At 66.7% G+C, this 14,943-nt stretch carries 15 protein-coding genes; 7 read left to right on the top strand and 8 right to left on the bottom strand.

The annotated features are described in order from the left end of the window. Positions 1 to 6: 6 nt before the first annotated feature. Complete coding sequence (locus DPV79_RS31140) at positions 7 to 1,086, bottom strand: porin (protein WP_021158488.1); 1,080 nt, start codon at positions 1,084 to 1,086, stop codon at positions 7 to 9. Between the two features lie 563 nt (positions 1,087 to 1,649). Further along, a complete protein-coding gene (locus tag DPV79_RS31135) occupies positions 1,650 to 2,576 on the bottom strand; it encodes a LysR family transcriptional regulator (RefSeq protein WP_059676490.1) in 927 nt (308 codons plus the stop codon). Between the two features lie 133 nt (positions 2,577 to 2,709). Here DPV79_RS31135 and DPV79_RS31130 point away from each other — a divergent pair, with 133 nt between their 5' ends. After that, positions 2,710 to 3,207, top strand: a complete 498-nt coding sequence (locus tag DPV79_RS31130) for a GNAT family N-acetyltransferase (protein WP_021158490.1) — start codon at positions 2,710 to 2,712, stop codon at positions 3,205 to 3,207. Between the two features lie 76 nt (positions 3,208 to 3,283). Here the strand turns inward: DPV79_RS31130 and DPV79_RS31125 are convergent, their stop codons facing one another. From DPV79_RS31125 to DPV79_RS31110, 4 genes are all read right to left on the bottom strand, one after another. Next, positions 3,284 to 4,063 carry an ABC transporter ATP-binding protein gene (locus DPV79_RS31125; RefSeq protein ID WP_042974078.1) on the bottom strand — a complete coding sequence of 260 codons (780 nt, stop codon included), beginning with the start codon at positions 4,061 to 4,063 and terminating at the stop codon, positions 3,284 to 3,286. A gap of 18 nt (positions 4,064 to 4,081) precedes the next feature. Continuing rightward, positions 4,082 to 4,795, bottom strand: a complete 714-nt coding sequence (locus DPV79_RS31120; protein ID WP_059686631.1) for an ABC transporter permease — start codon at positions 4,793 to 4,795, stop codon at positions 4,082 to 4,084. Further along, positions 4,792 to 5,481 (bottom strand): ABC transporter permease, encoded by a 690-nt coding sequence (locus DPV79_RS31115; protein WP_021158491.1) that lies wholly within the window; start codon positions 5,479 to 5,481, stop codon positions 4,792 to 4,794. Before DPV79_RS31115 ends, DPV79_RS31120 begins: the two co-directional genes overlap by 4 nt. Positions 5,482 to 5,722: 241 nt before the next feature. Further along, a complete protein-coding gene (locus DPV79_RS31110; protein WP_021158492.1) occupies positions 5,723 to 6,505 on the bottom strand; it encodes an ABC transporter substrate-binding protein in 783 nt (260 codons plus the stop codon). Positions 6,506 to 6,874: 369 nt separating this feature from the next. On the opposite strand from DPV79_RS31110, the gene DPV79_RS31105 reads away from it, so the two are divergent. Further along, complete coding sequence (locus DPV79_RS31105) at positions 6,875 to 7,570, top strand: pirin family protein (RefSeq protein WP_059816343.1); 696 nt, start codon at positions 6,875 to 6,877, stop codon at positions 7,568 to 7,570. 73 nt (positions 7,571 to 7,643) lie between these two features. Here the strand turns inward: DPV79_RS31105 and DPV79_RS31100 are convergent, their stop codons facing one another. After that, complete coding sequence (locus DPV79_RS31100; protein WP_027786763.1) at positions 7,644 to 8,195, bottom strand: Spy/CpxP family protein refolding chaperone; 552 nt, start codon at positions 8,193 to 8,195, stop codon at positions 7,644 to 7,646. A 224-nt stretch (positions 8,196 to 8,419) separates the two neighbouring features. Here DPV79_RS31100 and DPV79_RS31095 point away from each other — a divergent pair, with 224 nt between their 5' ends. Beyond that, positions 8,420 to 9,145, top strand: coding sequence for a response regulator (locus tag DPV79_RS31095; protein WP_021158495.1), 726 nt, complete (start codon positions 8,420 to 8,422; stop codon positions 9,143 to 9,145). Then, on the top strand, positions 9,129 to 10,445 hold the full coding sequence (locus tag DPV79_RS31090; RefSeq protein WP_060062600.1) for an ATP-binding protein: 1,317 nt from the start codon (positions 9,129 to 9,131) through the stop codon (positions 10,443 to 10,445). Before DPV79_RS31095 ends, DPV79_RS31090 begins: the two co-directional genes overlap by 17 nt. Positions 10,446 to 10,487: 42 nt before the next feature. Here DPV79_RS31090 and DPV79_RS31085 read toward each other — a convergent pair whose 3' ends face one another. Beyond that, a complete protein-coding gene (locus tag DPV79_RS31085; protein ID WP_027786765.1) occupies positions 10,488 to 10,754 on the bottom strand; it encodes a double-stranded DNA-specific endonuclease in 267 nt (88 codons plus the stop codon). 510 nt (positions 10,755 to 11,264) lie between these two features. On the opposite strand from DPV79_RS31085, the gene DPV79_RS31080 reads away from it, so the two are divergent. Genes DPV79_RS31080 through DPV79_RS31070 form a run of 3 tightly spaced genes read left to right on the top strand, consistent with a single transcriptional unit; the run spans position 11,265 to position 14,906 of the window. After that, positions 11,265 to 13,022 (top strand): ABC transporter permease, encoded by a 1,758-nt coding sequence (locus DPV79_RS31080; protein ID WP_059686637.1) that lies wholly within the window; start codon positions 11,265 to 11,267, stop codon positions 13,020 to 13,022. A 22-nt stretch (positions 13,023 to 13,044) separates the two neighbouring features. Next, positions 13,045 to 14,382 (top strand): ABC transporter ATP-binding protein, encoded by a 1,338-nt coding sequence (locus DPV79_RS31075; protein WP_021158501.1) that lies wholly within the window; start codon positions 13,045 to 13,047, stop codon positions 14,380 to 14,382. A gap of 53 nt (positions 14,383 to 14,435) precedes the next feature. Further along, positions 14,436 to 14,906 carry a hypothetical protein gene (locus DPV79_RS31070; protein ID WP_113047261.1) on the top strand — a complete coding sequence of 157 codons (471 nt, stop codon included), beginning with the start codon at positions 14,436 to 14,438 and terminating at the stop codon, positions 14,904 to 14,906. The last annotated feature ends 37 nt before the right edge of the window (positions 14,907 to 14,943 follow it).

Below are 14,943 nucleotides of genomic sequence, written 5' to 3'. Positions count from 1 at the left end.
GCCTGATCAGAACAGGTGCTGGATGCCGGCGTAGACGCCGGTCTGGCTGCCGCCCGGATTCGGGTTGCCCGTCGACACGGCCGTACCGGCGCCGTTCGCGTTCAGGCCGAAGTTGGCGTTCTTGCTGTTGCGCACCGTCGCGACCTGCAGGTCGAACAGCGTGCGCTTCGAGATGTTGTACGAGCCGCCGACCGTGTAGATGTTCGCGTTGCCGCCGCCGTGGTTCGCGTTCACGTGATACACGGCCGCGATCAGCGCCGCTGCCGGCGTTGCCTGCCACGTCACGCCGCCCCAGACCTGCTGGGTGCCCGTCACGCCGGCGTTCACCGCCGGGCCGCCGCTGCCGTCCGCGCGCGAGGCCTGGTAAGCGGCCTGAACCTTGAACTGGCCGAGGAACACGTTCACGCCCGCGAAGTATTCACGCGAGTAGTTGAACACGTCCGAGAAGCGGCCGTTGCTGTCGCGCGTTTCGTCGTAGATGCCGCGCAACTGGAACAGCGAATTCGTATAGGTGACCTGTGCGCCGGCTGCACGGCCCGGTTGGCCGGCCGTCGTGTTGCCGTTGAAGCTGGTCGAGTTCGAGAACGAGAACTGGCCGTAGAAGTCGAGGCCGTAGAACTGCGGCGACTGGTACGACACGTTGTTGCTGGTCTTGTTCCAGTTGCGGCCGCGCACCAGCGAGGCAGTCGACCAGGCCGACTGGCCGAACGGGTCGAAGTCCCACACGCCGTTGGCGATCGCGAGTTCACGACCCAGCAGCAGCGTACCGTAACGGTCGTTCGAGATACCGACGGTCGCGAAACGATCCCAGATCGAGCCGCTGAAGCCGCCCGTCATCGTATTGAACGCGCCTTCGAGGTGGAACAGGATCTTGTTGCCGCCGCCGATGTCTTCGGTGCCCTTCAAGCCCCACAGGCTGGTGCCCCAGTCGCCGCTTTCCGCGCGCACCTGGTGGCCGTTTTGCAGGCCGTTCAGGTACTCGAGGCCGGCATCCAGGCGACCATACAGCGTGACGCTGCTCTGCGCGTGCGCCGTCACCACCCCAGCAGCCATCAGCGCGGCCGCGACCAAAGCTTTCTTCATCATCTCCTCCATACCCTGTCAAAAAGTCAACCCAGACTGCACGAGATGCCCGGAGCGCGAGCGCCGGGCAAAAGCGGGATAACCAGGGAGACCTCGTGCAGGGCCGGTAAGCGCAGCACGCGGGCAAGCGGACGGAAAACCGTTGAGCGGTCCCGCGCAGCCGGGTCGGCCTGCGGGGTCTCCTTGTAGTGTCGTGAAGCTAAACTACATTTCACGAACTTCGTTTTGCTACTTTGGTTACTAATTTAGCAAAAATACAATTTTGTGGCGATGGAAATCGTTGTTTGACTAACACCTGTCGCCAAATTGCCATGCAACACGGTGGGCAACAGGTGCGCCGAGGGTTTGCAATTAACGGAAAACCCTTGTCCCACAAGGGAGACACGGCTTTCGCAAACAGGGATCAAGGATTGCCACTATTGACGTTGCAGGGGGCGCGGGCGTATGCGCCAGACAGGAGAAATTAGTAAGTATTTCGTAATGAATGGGCGGCCACCGGACGTCGCCGGCCCGTGCCCGTCGCGCTGGCACGGCGACGCGCGACGCGGTGCGCCGGCGCGCGCCGGTCAGGCAGGCTCCGGCCTCGCTTCGAGCAACTGCGTGCGAATCCAGCGATGCGCATCGGTGCGCGCGTGCTTCGCGTGCGAGTAGACCTTCACGGTGTAGCGCGGGATCTCGAACGGCGCCGGAAAGATGCGGATCGGCGCCGCGTGCCGCAGCGCCTGCGCGGCGCGGTTCGGCACGGTCATCAGCAGCGCGGATTCCGCAATCACGAACGGTGCGGCCAGTACGGTCGGCAACTGTACGGCGACTTGCCGCGCGAGGCCGAGCCGGTCGAGCACGTGGTCGACGACGCCGCGCGACTCGTTCCACGGCGTGACGACCACGTGGCGTGCCGCCAGGTACTGGTCGAGCGTGAGCCGCCGGCGGATGTCCGGATGCGCGGCGCTCGCGATGACGACGTAGTCGTCGGAGAACCAGTCGAAGTCCTCGATGCCCGGCGCGTCGGCCGCCGATTCCTCGTGGTAGCCGAGCGCGAAATCGATGCGGCCGGCCGCGAGTTCGTCGACGGAAATCTTCCGGTCGGAATGCACGATGCGGATCCGCAACCGCGGCGCGACATGCTGGATGCGCGCGAGAAACGCCGGCAGCACGGCGAAGGCCGTGTAGTCGGTCGCCGCGAACACGAACGTGCGGTCGCTTTGCGCGGGATCGAAGCGGCGCGCGCGGGCAAGCCCCTTCGACATCGCGTCGAGCGCGTCGCCGGCCCAGGTGGCGATGTCGTCGGCGCGTACGGTCGGCTGCATCTCGTTGCCGAGGCGCACGAACAGGGCATCGCCGATCGCGTCGCGCAGCCGCGCGAGCGCGTGGCTCAGCGCGGACGGGCTCAATGCGAGCTCGTGCGCGGCCGCGGCGACGGACCGGTGGCGGTACAGCGCGTCGAACACGAGCAGCAGGTTCAGGTCGAGACGGCGCAGATCGGGATGCATCATGTTCAGGTCAGGATGAAAAACCTGCACTTCCTGCAGGCGCTGCGTGAACGTAGCATGACGATCTGATTGGTGCCAGCGCGGCTGCGCGGCGCCGCTTTCCGTTTCAAGTCCGGGCCGGAGGAGGGCTCATCCCGTGCAAATCGACATTCGTTCCGCCACCGTCGCCGACGTGCCGCAGATCCTGCGTTTCATTACCGAACTGGCCGTCTACGAGAAGGCGGAGCATGAAGTGGTCGCGACGCCCGCGTCGCTCGAGCGCAGCCTGTTCGGCGACGGATCGCCGGCGCGCGCGCTGATCTGCGAGGTCGACGGCGAGCCGGCCGGCTTCGCCGTGTATTTCTTCTCGTATTCGACGTGGCTCGCCCGGCAGGGGCTGTATCTCGAAGACCTGTACGTGTCGCCGCGTTTTCGCGGCGCGGGCGCCGGGCTGCGGCTGCTGAAGGCGCTCGCGCGGATCGCGGTCGAGTCGGGTTGCGGGCGTTTCGAGTGGAGCGTGCTCGACTGGAACGAGCCGGCGATCCGCTTCTACGAGAGCGTCGGTGCGGCGCCGCAGAGCGAATGGGTGCGTTACCGGCTCGCGGGCGACGAACTGCGCGCGTTCGCCGACAGCGCGCCGGTGAGCGCCGCATGAACGCCACATAGACGCCACGTAAACGCAAAACGGGCGCCGCGAGGCGCCCGTTCGAACGTCGTGCGTTTCGTGCGCGTTACTTGAGGCTGCCGGACAGGAACCCGCGCAGGCGTTCGCTCTTCGGGTTGGCAAACACCTCGGACGGCACGCCTTCTTCCTCGACGCGGCCCTGGTGCAGGAACATCACGTGGTTCGACACGTTGCGCGCGAAGCCCATCTCGTGCGTGACGACGATCATCGTGCGGCCTTCCTCGGCGAGCTTCTGCATCACCTTCAGCACTTCACCCACGAGTTCCGGGTCGAGCGCCGACGTCGGTTCGTCGAACAGCATCACGTCCGGATGCATCGCCAGCGCGCGCGCAATCGCGACACGCTGCTGCTGGCCGCCCGACAGGTGCGACGGATACTGCTTCTCGACGCGCGGCGCGAGGCCGACTTTCTCGAGATACGTGCGCGCACGCTCCTCGGCTTCCTTCTTCGGGATGCCGAGCACGTTCACGGGCGCTTCCATTACGTTCTCGATCACGTTCATGTGCGACCAGAGGTTGAAGTGCTGGAACACCATCGACAGCTTGGTGCGCACGCGCTGCAACTGTTTCGTATCGGCCGCGCGCAGCGCGCCCGACTTGTCGAGCGCGGTGCGCACTTCCTCGCCGTCGACGAAGATGCGGCCTGCATTCGGCTGCTCGAGGAAGTTGATGCAGCGGAGCATCGTGCTCTTGCCGGAGCCGGACGAGCCGATCACGCTGATCACGTCGCCCGAGTTCGCCTTCAGCGACACGCCCTTGAGCACCTCGTTGTCGCCGTACCGCTTGTGCAGATCGTCGACGAAAAGCTTCTGAGTCTGGGAATTCATCAATAGTCCTGCGAAAACTTACTTGCCTTGCGGGCGCAGATACGCGAGCCAGCGACGCTCGGCCTGGCGGAACAGCCACACGAGCGTGAACGAGATCACGAGATAGAGCAGGGCGGCGATGCCGAACGCATGGAACGACATGTAGGTCGCCGAGTTCACGTCGCGGGCGATCTTCAGGATGTCCGGCACGGTCGCGGTGAAGGCGACGGTGGTCGCGTGCAGCATCAGGATCACTTCGTTGCTGTACAGCGGCAGCGCGCGACGCAGTGCCGACGGCAGGATCACGCGGCGATACATCGTGAACGTGGACATCCCGTAGGCACGCGCGGCTTCGATCTCGCCGTACGACGTCGCCTTGATCGCGCCCGCGAAGATCTCGGTGGTGTACGCGCAGGTGTTCAGCGTGAACGCGAGCAGCGTGCAGTGCATCCCGTCGCGGAAGAACGCGTCGAGCATCGGCGTGCCGCGCACGGCCTGCAGGCTGTAGAGGCCCGTGTAGCAGAGCAGCAGCTGCACGTAGAGCGGCGTGCCGCGGAACACGTACGTGTAGAGCCACACGGCGCTCGACAGCCACTTCTTCTTCGACACGCGCGCGACCGCGAGCGGCACCGACAGGCAGAAGCCGAGGCCGATCGACACGACCAGCAGCCACAGCGTGATCGCGACGCCGGTGATGCGGTAGCCGTCGGTGTAGAGGTAGTTGCGCCAGTATTCTTGGATGAGGTCGATCATAGGTCAGCCTTGCGGACGCCGGTCGAGTAGCGCTTTTCGAGCCACATCAGCACGAAGTTCGAGATCGTCGTGATCGCGAGGTAGACGGCACCCGCGATCAGCGTGAAGAAGAAGAACCGCAGCGTGCCCTTGCCGGCGTCCTGCGACGCCTTCACGACATCGGCCAGGCCGATGATCGACACGAGCGCGGTCGACTTCACGAGCACCTGCCAGTTGTTGCCGATGCCCGGCAGCGCGAAGCGCATCATCTGCGGGAACATGATCCGCGTGAACACCTGCCAGTTCGTCATCCCGTACGCGCTGCCGGCCTCGAGCTGGCCGCGCGGCACCGACAGGAACGCCCCGCGGAAGGTCTCGGTGAAGTACGCGCCGTAGATGAAGCCGAGCACGAGCACGCCGGCGAGGAACGGGTCGATGTCGATCTGGTCCCAGCCGAGCGCGTCGGTCGCCATGTTCAGCCAGATCTGCAGGCTGTAGAACAGCAGCAGCATCAGCACGAGGTCGGGCACGCCGCGGATCAGCGTGGTGTAGACGGTGCCGACGCCGTTCGTGAAGCGGTTGCGCGACAGCTTCGCGCCCGCGCCGAGCAGCCCCAGCAGAAACGACAGCGCGAGCGAAAGCACCGCCAGTTTGACGGTTTGCCAGGTGCCAGCGAGGATCAGCGGGCCGTAACCTTGTAGAAACATATGTGGTCCCTGGGGTGGTCCCTAGTGTGGTCCCGTAGGGCGCACGCGGTGCGCCGCGAAAGACGCGCCCGCCAAGCTGCGCGGAACGCCCCGTGCGTATCATGACCGTCCGCCCCGGCATCGGTGCCGGGCCAGCCCGTCGCGCGAGCGGCGGGCGAGGGGGCGGGCGGCGCGTGGTCGACTGCCTGTACTGCGCGGACACGGGGCCGCCCCCGCGTCCGTTGCCTCTTCTTTTCGACGCTCAGCGGGCCGAAGCCGAATAGACGCTGAACGCGAAATACTTGTGCGACAGCCGGTCGTACGTGCCGTCCTTGTGCATGTCGGCCAGTGCCTTGTTGATCTTGAGCTTCAGGTCCGTATCTTCCTTGCGCAGGCCGATCGCGGTGCCGTCGCCGATCGTCTTCGGATCCTTCACTTCCGGCCCGGCGAACGCGAAGCCCTTGCCGCGCGGCGTGCGCAGGAAGCCGTAGTCGGCTTGCAGCTCGTCCTGCAGCGTCGCGTCGAGGCGGCCCGAGCCGAGATCGGCATAGACCTGGTCCTGGTTCTGGTAAGGAATGATCGTCACGCCCTGCGGCTCCCAGTACGCCTTCGCGTAGGTTTCCTGCGTCGAGCCCTGCTCGACGCCCACGCGCTTGCCCTTCAGCGATGCGATCGTCGGCAGCAGCGGCGAACCGGCCTTCGCGATCATCCGCGCCGGCGCGTCGTATACCTTGTCGGAGAAGTCGATCTGTTCGCGGCGCTTGTCCGTGACGGTCAGCGACGACACGATGACGTCGTACTTCTTCGCCTTCAGCGCCGGGATGATCCCGTCGAGATCCTGCGCCACCCACACGCATTTCACGTTGATCCGCTTGCAGATTTCCTTGGTGAGATCGACGTCGAACCCGACGATCTCGCCGCTCGGCGCGGTCGACTCGAACGGCGGGTAGCTGGCGTCGACGCCGATCCGCACGGTCTTCCACTCCTTCGCGAAGGCGCTGCCCGCCACGAGGGCGAGGGCGGCGCACAGGGCGGCCTTCTTCATTTCGATCCTTCTGTTGCTGACTTTCCGGGGGCGCTCGCGGCCGGTCGAACCGGGCGCCGCGGCGTATTCTAGACGGCCAAAATTCGCCGATCGGCGTTCTGGCGATGGCGGCCGCCGGAACGGCGAACGCCAAAAGGGCGGTATTTTACCCGAACGCGATACCCGGAAACCGGCAATCCGGGCCGACCGATCGATTCCTCGAGGCATTGATCCGGCTGTTGCGATAATCGTCGTATTCTCAGCGGGCATTGGGTCAATTGCATCCGCGGATGCAACGATGCAGTGCGCGAGCGGTGGATTGTGGCGCGATTGGCACACTCATACAGTGTCGGCATACCAGAACAACGCCTCTCACGGAGTGTCCGCCCCATGTTCCAGATCCGCCGCGCCGCCGATCGCGACCAGCGCAGCCATGGCTGGCACGAATTCCTTCACAGCTTTCCTTGCGCGTCCGGCCGGGGCGGGCCGCCGGTCTTCGGCGCGTTGCGCGAACTGAACGAGGAGTGCATCGCGCCGACCCGCGGCTACGGGATGCGGCCGTACCGGGATGCGGAAATCGTCACCTACGTGCTCGACGGCGCGCTCGCGCACCGCGACAGCCTCGGCAACGGGGCAATCGTGCGTGCGGGCGGCGTGCAGCGCATGAGTGCCGGCACCGGCGTCATGCTCAGCGAAGCCAACGCGTCGTGCGACCAGCCGTTGCGCCTGCTGCGGATCTGGCTCGCGCCGGCCGGGGCGGCCGGCCGGCCCGGCTACGCGCAGACGCGCTTTGCCGACGACGAGAAGCGCGGGCGGCTGCGGCTCGTCGCGGCGCCGGACGGTGGCGGCGGCGCGCTGCCGTTGGATGCGGACGCACGCATCTTTGCGGGACTGATCGACGGCGACGAGGCGGCGGCGTTCGACCTGCGGGCCGGGCGCCGTGCCTATGTGCACGTGGTTCGCGGCGACGTCGCGGTGAACGGCCGCGCGCTGGCCGCGGGTGACGGCGCGCGGATCGGCGGCGTGGACGCGGTGGCGTTCGCACGCGGCCGGGCGGCCGAGGTGCTGCTGTTCGACGTCGCCTGAAACGCAAAAGGGGACGCAGGGCGGTGCCCGCGTCCCCTTCGAGGATGCCGCTCCGTGGAGCGGCCCCGCCGGCTTACTGCGCCGGTGCCGACGCGGCCTTGGCCGCGCGATGCTGCTGCCAGCGCTCCTTCATCTTCTCGTGGCGCTGTTCCATCTTCGCGAACTGCTGCTTGAGCGCCGTGCTGACCGTGGTCTTCTGCTGGTCGTTCAGGCCGTTGTAGAACGCGAGCCACGCGGCGGACGTCTGCTCGCGCAGTTGCGCGTTCTGCTGCTCGGCCTGCTGGCGCGCGGCGTGCATCGCGCTCAGGTCGAGGATCGGCTGGTTCTGCTGCGCCTTGAACTGTTCGCGCATCTGCTCGTGGCTCTTGCGCATCGCGTCATGGTTCTGCTTCATCGTGTTGACGGCGGCCTGCCACTGCTGTTCCTGCGATGCGTTGAGCTTAAGCTGGTCGTGCAGTTTCATGATCACGCCGAACGGGCCGCCGTCGTGCCCGCCGTGCATCTGGTGGGCGCCGGGGCCGCCCGGAGGCGGCATGTCGCCGGGTTGCGCGGCGTGCGCGGTGCCGAATGCGAGAGCGAGCACGGTGGCGGCCGCGATGGCCACGCGGGAAGTCTTCTTATACATTTCAGAAACTCCTTGTATCCAAAGGGTCCGGCGATGCGGTGCCGGGAAAGTCGGGTACCGCATCCGGTAAGACGCAGGTTAGCGATGCAGGCTCCGGCCGGTGTTACGTGGGGCGGCGGCCCGGTTACCGCGCATTACAGTTCCCTTGCGCGGTAACCCGCAGTAACCCTTTCGTCCCTTTGTTTCGTTCTTCGACTCCGCCCTCGCGCGGTAAACTTCGAGCCATGACTACCCAGATCCTCATCGTCGACGACGACCAAGAACTCCGAGACCTGCTGCGCGACTATCTCGTGCGCCAGGGGATGGAAGTGTCCGTGCTGCACGACGCGGCGACGCTCGAGAAACGCCTCGAGCGCGAGCGGCCCGACCTGATCGTGCTGGACCTGATGATGCCGGGCGTCGACGGCCTGACCGCGCTGCGCCAGTTGCGCGCGGCCGGCGACGACATCCCCGTGATCATGCTGACCGCGCGGGCGGACGACGTCGACCGCATCGTCGGGCTCGAGCTCGGCGCGGACGATTACCTCGGCAAGCCGTTCAACCCGCGCGAGCTGCTCGCGCGCGTGCAGGCCGTGCTGCGCCGCCGCCGCGCGACGCCGTCGGCGGCGGCGCCCGAGCAGCGCGAGCCGTTCGGATTCGGCCGCTTCGTGCTCGACTTCCAGGCGCGTACGCTGTCGGTCGACGGCAAGCCGGCCACGCTGTCGAGCAGCGAATTCGCGCTGCTGAAGATCTTCGTGAACCATGCGCTGCGCACGCTCACGCGCGAGCGGCTGCTCGAGCTGCTGCACGGGCCCGAGTACGACGGCACCGACCGCGGCATCGACGTCCAGGTGTGGCGCCTGCGCCGCATTCTCGAAACGGATCCGTCGACGCCGCGCTTCATCCAGACGGTGCGCGGGCGCGGCTACGTGTTCGTGCCCGACGGCGAGGCCCATGCGCAAACCCATTGATTCACTGTTCGGGCGGCTGGCGCTGCTCGTCGTTGGTGTCCTGCTCCTGTCGCACTTCGCGTGGTTTTTCGCGATGCGGCTCGAGCGCAGCCAGATGCAGACGCGCTACGCGGTCGAAGAGGCCGCGTTCCTGGTCGACGCGGTACGCCAGCACGTCGAGCGTACGCCCGACCAGCCGTTGCCGTCGCGTGTGCGGCTCGTGGCGCCGGACAGCGCCGACGTGCCGAACGGCGATCCGTCGAACCTGCCGGCGGCGCTCCGGCGGTTCCGCGACGACGTGAGCGAGCGGATGCCGCCCGGCACGCGCGTCGAGCTCGGCGCGCCCGGCCATCCGCCGGTGCTGTGGGTGAAGGAGCCGACCGACCGCAACTGGATCGTGGTGCCGGTGCAGCCGCTGCGGCCGCCGCGCTCGCTCGACCGGATGCTGCTGTGGCTCGGCACGATCTTCTCGGCCGGCGTGATTGCCGCGCTGTTCGCGGCCTGGCAGCTGCAGCAGCCGTTGCGTTCGCTTGCGCGCGCGGTCGCGCGCTTCGGCCGCGGCCAGCCGGTGCCGCCGTTGCGCGAGCGCGGCCCGCGCGAGCTGCGCCAGCTCACGCACGGTTTCAACCAGATGGTGGAACAGGTGTCGCAGGCCGAAAGCGACCGTGCGGTGATGCTGGCGGGCGTGGCGCACGACCTGCGCACGCCGCTTGCGCGGATGCGGCTGCGGGCGGAAATGATGGACGACGTCCGGCTGCGCGACGGCGTCGTGCGCGACGTCGATTCGATGTCGCACATCGTCGACCAGTTTCTGGTGTTTGCCCACGGCGGGTCCGATCGCAGCGAGCCGGTGCCGGTCGATCAGGCGTGCGAGCGGATCGCACGCAGCTATCGCGCGGTCGCGCCGAACGCGCCGACGGTCCAGACCCGGCTCGACGCCGATCCGGGCTTCCGCCTGCCGACGGCGACGCTCGACCGGATCCTGTCGAACCTGCTGGACAACGCGCATGCGTACGGTGCGCCGCCCGTGCTCGTCGAGACGGCACGCACGCCGGCCGGTTATGTGCTGTCGGTCAGCGACAGCGGCGGCGGGATCGCTCCGCGCGATCTCGCGGCGGCGACACGGCCGTTCGTGCGGCTCGATCCCGCACGCGGCGGGAACGGCCACAGCGGGCTCGGGCTCGCGATCGTCGAGCGGCTCGTACTCAGGCTGGGCGGGGCGTGCGACATCGGCAACCGCCCCGAAGGCGGCCTGCGTGTCGCGATGACGTTCCCGTTCGAGGCCGTGCCGAAGGACGAACCCCACGCACAGGCCGCATGAGCGGCTGCGGCGCCGGCCCGGCCGGGCTGGCGCCGCATGGCATCATTCGCCGAACAGCGTGCCGAGCGTCTCGGCCGCGTTGCTGTCGATGGTGTTGTAGGTCACGCTGGTGGCCTCGAAGATGTAGACGGTCGTATACCGGCCGAGGCGCTCCAGGATTTCTTCCTGCAGCGATTCAGGCACGACGTTCATGTTCAGGTACCATGCCGTCGACGACAGCCGCGTCTGGAACGACCCGTATTCCTGCATCAATTCGTAGAACGCGTCGGCATCCTGATCGCGGCAGACGATCACCAAGTTTCCTGCCATTCCCTTTCCTCCCGCTCGTCGATCGATCCCCAGGGCCGGCGGACACCGGGAACGCGCATGCGTTGCCATCGGTACGGCCGCCACCGCCCCCCAGGGGCCAGCCCCGATCATACCCGCTTAGTCGTATCGGGCCGATGACGCCCGACATGGTTTGCGCGTGCGTGCGGCGGGCGGGTTCCCGGCCGGGCCGGATCACGGCATAATTCGGGCCTGCGTGCCGGCCGAAGGAGTGCGGCCGGGCTGCTTGTACCGCGCACCCGTCATTCGCCCGCGCGCCAGGCACGATCCGTGCGCCGCCTGCGCCGTTCCCGGACGGTTGTACCTGAAATACAGGTTGGTGTAGTGTCGTGCCGTCGCGGGCCGGCACGTCCGGCGCGCGGCAGCGCGTGCACGCACGGCGCACCGCGCTCGCGCGCGATCGTCAGTCAATCGAATTACCGCACCCGTGCGCTTTGCCATGAATCAACATCGACTGCCGGCTTCGTTCGGCCTTACCGGGGAGGGCGCCTGATGAACGTCGGATTCTTCAATCCGAACCGGACCGCCAACGCGTCCGCATGGCGTGTTCTGCCGAACCGGTGGGATTTCATCGCGTTTCCGCTGATCATCTGCCTGATCGCGATGGCGGTCGTCGGTTTCCACGAAACGATGGCGCCGATCGGCACCCTGCAGACGCAGAAGATCTCGCTCGACCCGTCGAACCTGCCCGAATACGCGTTGCGCACCACGCTGCGGATGCTCGCCGCGATGGTCGCATCGCTCGCGTTCACGCTCGTCTACGGCACGCTCGCGGCCAAGAGCCGCCGTGCCGGCATGGTGCTGATCCCGATCCTCGACATCCTGCAGTCGGTGCCGGTGCTCGGCTTCATCTCGTTCACCGTCACGTTCTTCCTCGCGCTGTTCCCGAGCCGCGTGCTCGGCGCCGAGCTCGCGGCGATCTTCGCGATCTTCACGAGCCAGGCGTGGAACATGACGTTCAGCTTCTACCAGTCGCTGCGCACGGTGCCGCGCGACCTCGACGAAGTGTCGCGCGGCTTCCACCTGACGTCCTGGCAGCGCTTCTGGAAGCTCGAAGTGCCGTTCTCGATGCCCGGCCTGATCTGGAACATGATGATGTCGATGTCGGGCGGCTGGTTCTTCGTCGTCGCGTCGGAGGCGATCACCGTCGGCAACCAGACCATCACGCTGCCGGGCATCGGCGCGTACCTCGCGCAGGCGATCTCGGACAAGAACTTCGGTGCGATCGGCTGGGTGATCCTCACGATGACCGTCGTGATCCTCGCGTACGACCAGTTCCTGTTCCGCCCGCTGATCGCGTGGGCCGACAAGTTCCGGATGGAAAACACCGCGTCGGGCGACGCGCCGCAATCCTGGCTGCTCGACCTCGTCCGCCGCACGCGCCTGATTCATCAGCTGCTCGTGCCGGCCGGCTGGTTCTTCGCGAAGGCCGCGCGGATTCCGCTGCGCCTGCCGCTGTCGGGCGCGATGCGCTTCACGCTGCCGAAAGTCGAGAAGAAGGCGTCGCGCACGGTCGACATCGCATGGGCCGCGCTCGTGCTGCTCGGCACGGCCTATATCGTGTGGCGCGTCATCAGCTTCGTGTCGACCGGCGTGACGATGGCCGAGGTCGGCCATGTGGTCATGCTCGGGCTCATCACGCTGCTGCGCGTGGTCGTGCTGATCGCGATCGCATCGGTCATCTGGGTGCCGATCGGCGTGTGGATCGGGCTGCGTCCGCGGCTCGCCGAGAAGCTGCAGCCGCTCGCGCAGTTCCTCGCCGCGTTCCCGGCGAACCTGCTGTTCCCGGTGTTCGTGATCGTGATCGCGCGCTTCCACCTGAACGCCGATATCTGGCTGTCGCCGCTGATCGTGCTCGGCACGCAGTGGTATATCCTGTTCAACGTGATCGCCGGTGCGACGTCCTACCCGAACGACTATCGCGAAGCGGCGACGAACTTCCGCATCCGCGGCTGGCAATGGTGGCGGCAGGCGATCCTGCCCGGCATCTTCCCGTACTACGTGACCGGCGCGATCACCGCATCGGGCGGCGCGTGGAACGCGAGCATCGTGTCGGAAGCCGTGCAGTGGGGCAATACCAGGATCGAGGCGCACGGCCTCGGTGCCTATATCGCGCAGACCACCGCCGCCGGCGATTTTCCGAAGATCATCCTGGGCATCGCCGTGATGTCCCTGTTCGTTACCCTGTTCAACCGCCTGCTGTGGCGTCCGCTGTATGCCTTCGCCGAAGCGAAGCTGCGGCTCGACTGAGACCGATTGAGAGCGAAACGCGATGCACAATCCGAATGCTGTAAACGCCCCCGTCCAGACGAACCAGCCGCCGCGCCTCGGTGAGGAAATCCTGCGCGTCGATCACGTCTGTCGCGGCTTCAACAAGACGCAGGGCGAACTGCTCGTGCTCGACGATGCGAACCTGTCGCTGCGCGAAGGCGAGATCGTCGGCCTGCTCGGCCGTTCCGGCTCGGGCAAGTCGACGCTGCTGCGCATCATCGCCGGGCTGATCGAGCCGACCGGCGGCGAGGTGACCTACCTCGGCAAGCCGCTGCGTGGCCCGGCCGAAGGCGTCGCGATGGTGTTCCAGACCTTCGCGCTGTTCCCGTGGCTCACCGTGCTGCAGAACGTGGAAGCCGGGCTGGAAGCGCTCGGCGTCGGCGCGCGCGAGCGGCGCGAGCGTGCGCTTGCGGCGATCGACCTGATCGGTCTCGACGGTTTCGAGAACGCGTACCCGCGCGAGCTGTCGGGCGGCATGCGCCAGCGCGTGGGCTTTGCGCGCGCGCTCGTCGTCGATCCGACGATCCTGCTGATGGACGAGCCGTTCTCCGCGCTCGACGTGCTGACCGCCGAGACGCTGCGTACCGACCTGCTCGATCTGTGGACGCAAGGCCGCATGCCGATCAAGTCGGTGCTGATCGTCACGCACAACATCGAGGAAGCGGTGTTCATGTGCGACCGGATTCTGGTGCTGTCGTCGAACCCGGGCCGCGTGATCGCCGAGATCAAGGTGCCGTTCAAGCATCCGCGCAACCGGCTCGACCCGGCGTTCCGCAAGCTGGTCGACGACATCTACGCGAAGATGACGGCGCGGCAGACCGGCGAAGCGACGAAGAAGGGGCTCGAGCTCGGCAGCTGGCTGCCGCAGGTGTCGACCAACCTGATGGCCGGCCTGATCGAGACGCTCGCGATGGCGCCGTACCACGGTCGCGCCGACATGCCGGAAATCGCGCGTACGCTGCACCTCGAGGTCGACGACCTGTTCCCGATCGCCGAAGTGCTGCAATACCTCGGCTTCGCGGACGTGCGGGAAGGGGACGTGTTCCTGACGCCGCCGGGGCGCGTGTTCGCGGAATTCGGCACGCAGGAGCGCAAGCTGATGTTCGCGGATCACCTGCTGAAGCACGTGCCGCTGGCCGCGCGGATCAAGAAGGTGCTGAACGAGCGTCCCGGCCATCGCGCGCCGCGCGTGCGCTTCGAGCAGGAGCTGGAGGATTTCCTGTCGGACGGTGCCGCCGAGGAGACGCTCGACGCGGTGATCGACTGGGGGCGTTACGGCGAGATCTTCTCGTACAACGACCAGACGGAGATTTTCAGTCTCGAGGACGTCGAGAGCTGAAGCTGGCCAGGTCTCGACAGCATCCGGCGGACACGGCGCGAATTCCATGACCTATGACTGAAAAAGGGAATCTGTACGCCGTCGCGGTGGAAACGTTTGACCTGGTGCTCGTATCCGTTATCGACTCCCCGGGTCCACAGATCTTTCGGGCGAAGGTCGAGCGCATCTATTCCAGCGGCAAGAGCATCACGCCGGATCGCCTCGGGGAGGTGATCGAGTTCTGCGGCGGTCCGCCGACCTGGGGCAATGTGCCGCTTCAGGCCGGGGAGTGCGCCCTCATGTTCGTGAGAGTGCAGGCCGGCATGCTCCACGAATATCCGTGGCGCGGACACATGGTGCTGGAGGATATGGACGGGGAATCGTACGCCAGGCTGCATATTCCCGAGTTGTGGTTGAGGGACGATCTGCCGGGGGCCGTGAAGGCCGCGACGCGTCCGCATCCGACCATGCGGAATGCGTCGATCGTCAGGCTCGGTGTGCTGGAGCATTACCTGATGGACTTGATCGGAAAGTCGGCGCGCTGAGCCGAGCGCGCGATTCATGCGCAATGATTCGCGCCGG

The sequence above is a fragment of the Burkholderia reimsis genome (assembly GCF_003294055.1).
GTDB lineage: Bacteria > Pseudomonadota > Gammaproteobacteria > Burkholderiales > Burkholderiaceae > Burkholderia > Burkholderia cepacia.
Note: the sequence above shows the minus strand (reverse complement) of the source record. Positions and strands in the feature narration are given on the sequence as shown.

Bases quoted from the DNA above. Each gene is read 5' to 3' on its own strand.
- DPV79_RS31140 (WP_021158488.1), bottom strand. From the start codon at position 1,086: ATGATGAAGAAAGCTTTGGTCGCGGCCGCGCTGATGGCTGCTGGGGTG.
- DPV79_RS31135 (WP_059676490.1), bottom strand. From the start codon at position 2,576: ATGATGCATCCCGATCTGCGCCGTCTCGACCTGAACCTGCTGCTCGTG.
- DPV79_RS31125 (WP_042974078.1), bottom strand. From the start codon at position 4,063: ATGAATTCCCAGACTCAGAAGCTTTTCGTCGACGATCTGCACAAGCGG.
- DPV79_RS31120 (WP_059686631.1), bottom strand. From the start codon at position 4,795: ATGATCGACCTCATCCAAGAATACTGGCGCAACTACCTCTACACCGAC.
- DPV79_RS31115 (WP_021158491.1), bottom strand. From the start codon at position 5,481: ATGTTTCTACAAGGTTACGGCCCGCTGATCCTCGCTGGCACCTGGCAA.
- DPV79_RS31110 (WP_021158492.1), bottom strand. From the start codon at position 6,505: ATGAAGAAGGCCGCCCTGTGCGCCGCCCTCGCCCTCGTGGCGGGCAGC.
- DPV79_RS31105 (WP_059816343.1), top strand. From the start codon at position 6,875: ATGTTCCAGATCCGCCGCGCCGCCGATCGCGACCAGCGCAGCCATGGC.
- DPV79_RS31100 (WP_027786763.1), bottom strand. From the start codon at position 8,195: ATGTATAAGAAGACTTCCCGCGTGGCCATCGCGGCCGCCACCGTGCTC.
- DPV79_RS31095 (WP_021158495.1), top strand. From the start codon at position 8,420: ATGACTACCCAGATCCTCATCGTCGACGACGACCAAGAACTCCGAGAC.
- DPV79_RS31090 (WP_060062600.1), top strand. From the start codon at position 9,129: ATGCGCAAACCCATTGATTCACTGTTCGGGCGGCTGGCGCTGCTCGTC.
- DPV79_RS31085 (WP_027786765.1), bottom strand. From the start codon at position 10,754: ATGGCAGGAAACTTGGTGATCGTCTGCCGCGATCAGGATGCCGACGCG.
- DPV79_RS31080 (WP_059686637.1), top strand. From the start codon at position 11,265: ATGAACGTCGGATTCTTCAATCCGAACCGGACCGCCAACGCGTCCGCA.
- DPV79_RS31075 (WP_021158501.1), top strand. From the start codon at position 13,045: ATGCACAATCCGAATGCTGTAAACGCCCCCGTCCAGACGAACCAGCCG.
- DPV79_RS31070 (WP_113047261.1), top strand. From the start codon at position 14,436: ATGACTGAAAAAGGGAATCTGTACGCCGTCGCGGTGGAAACGTTTGAC.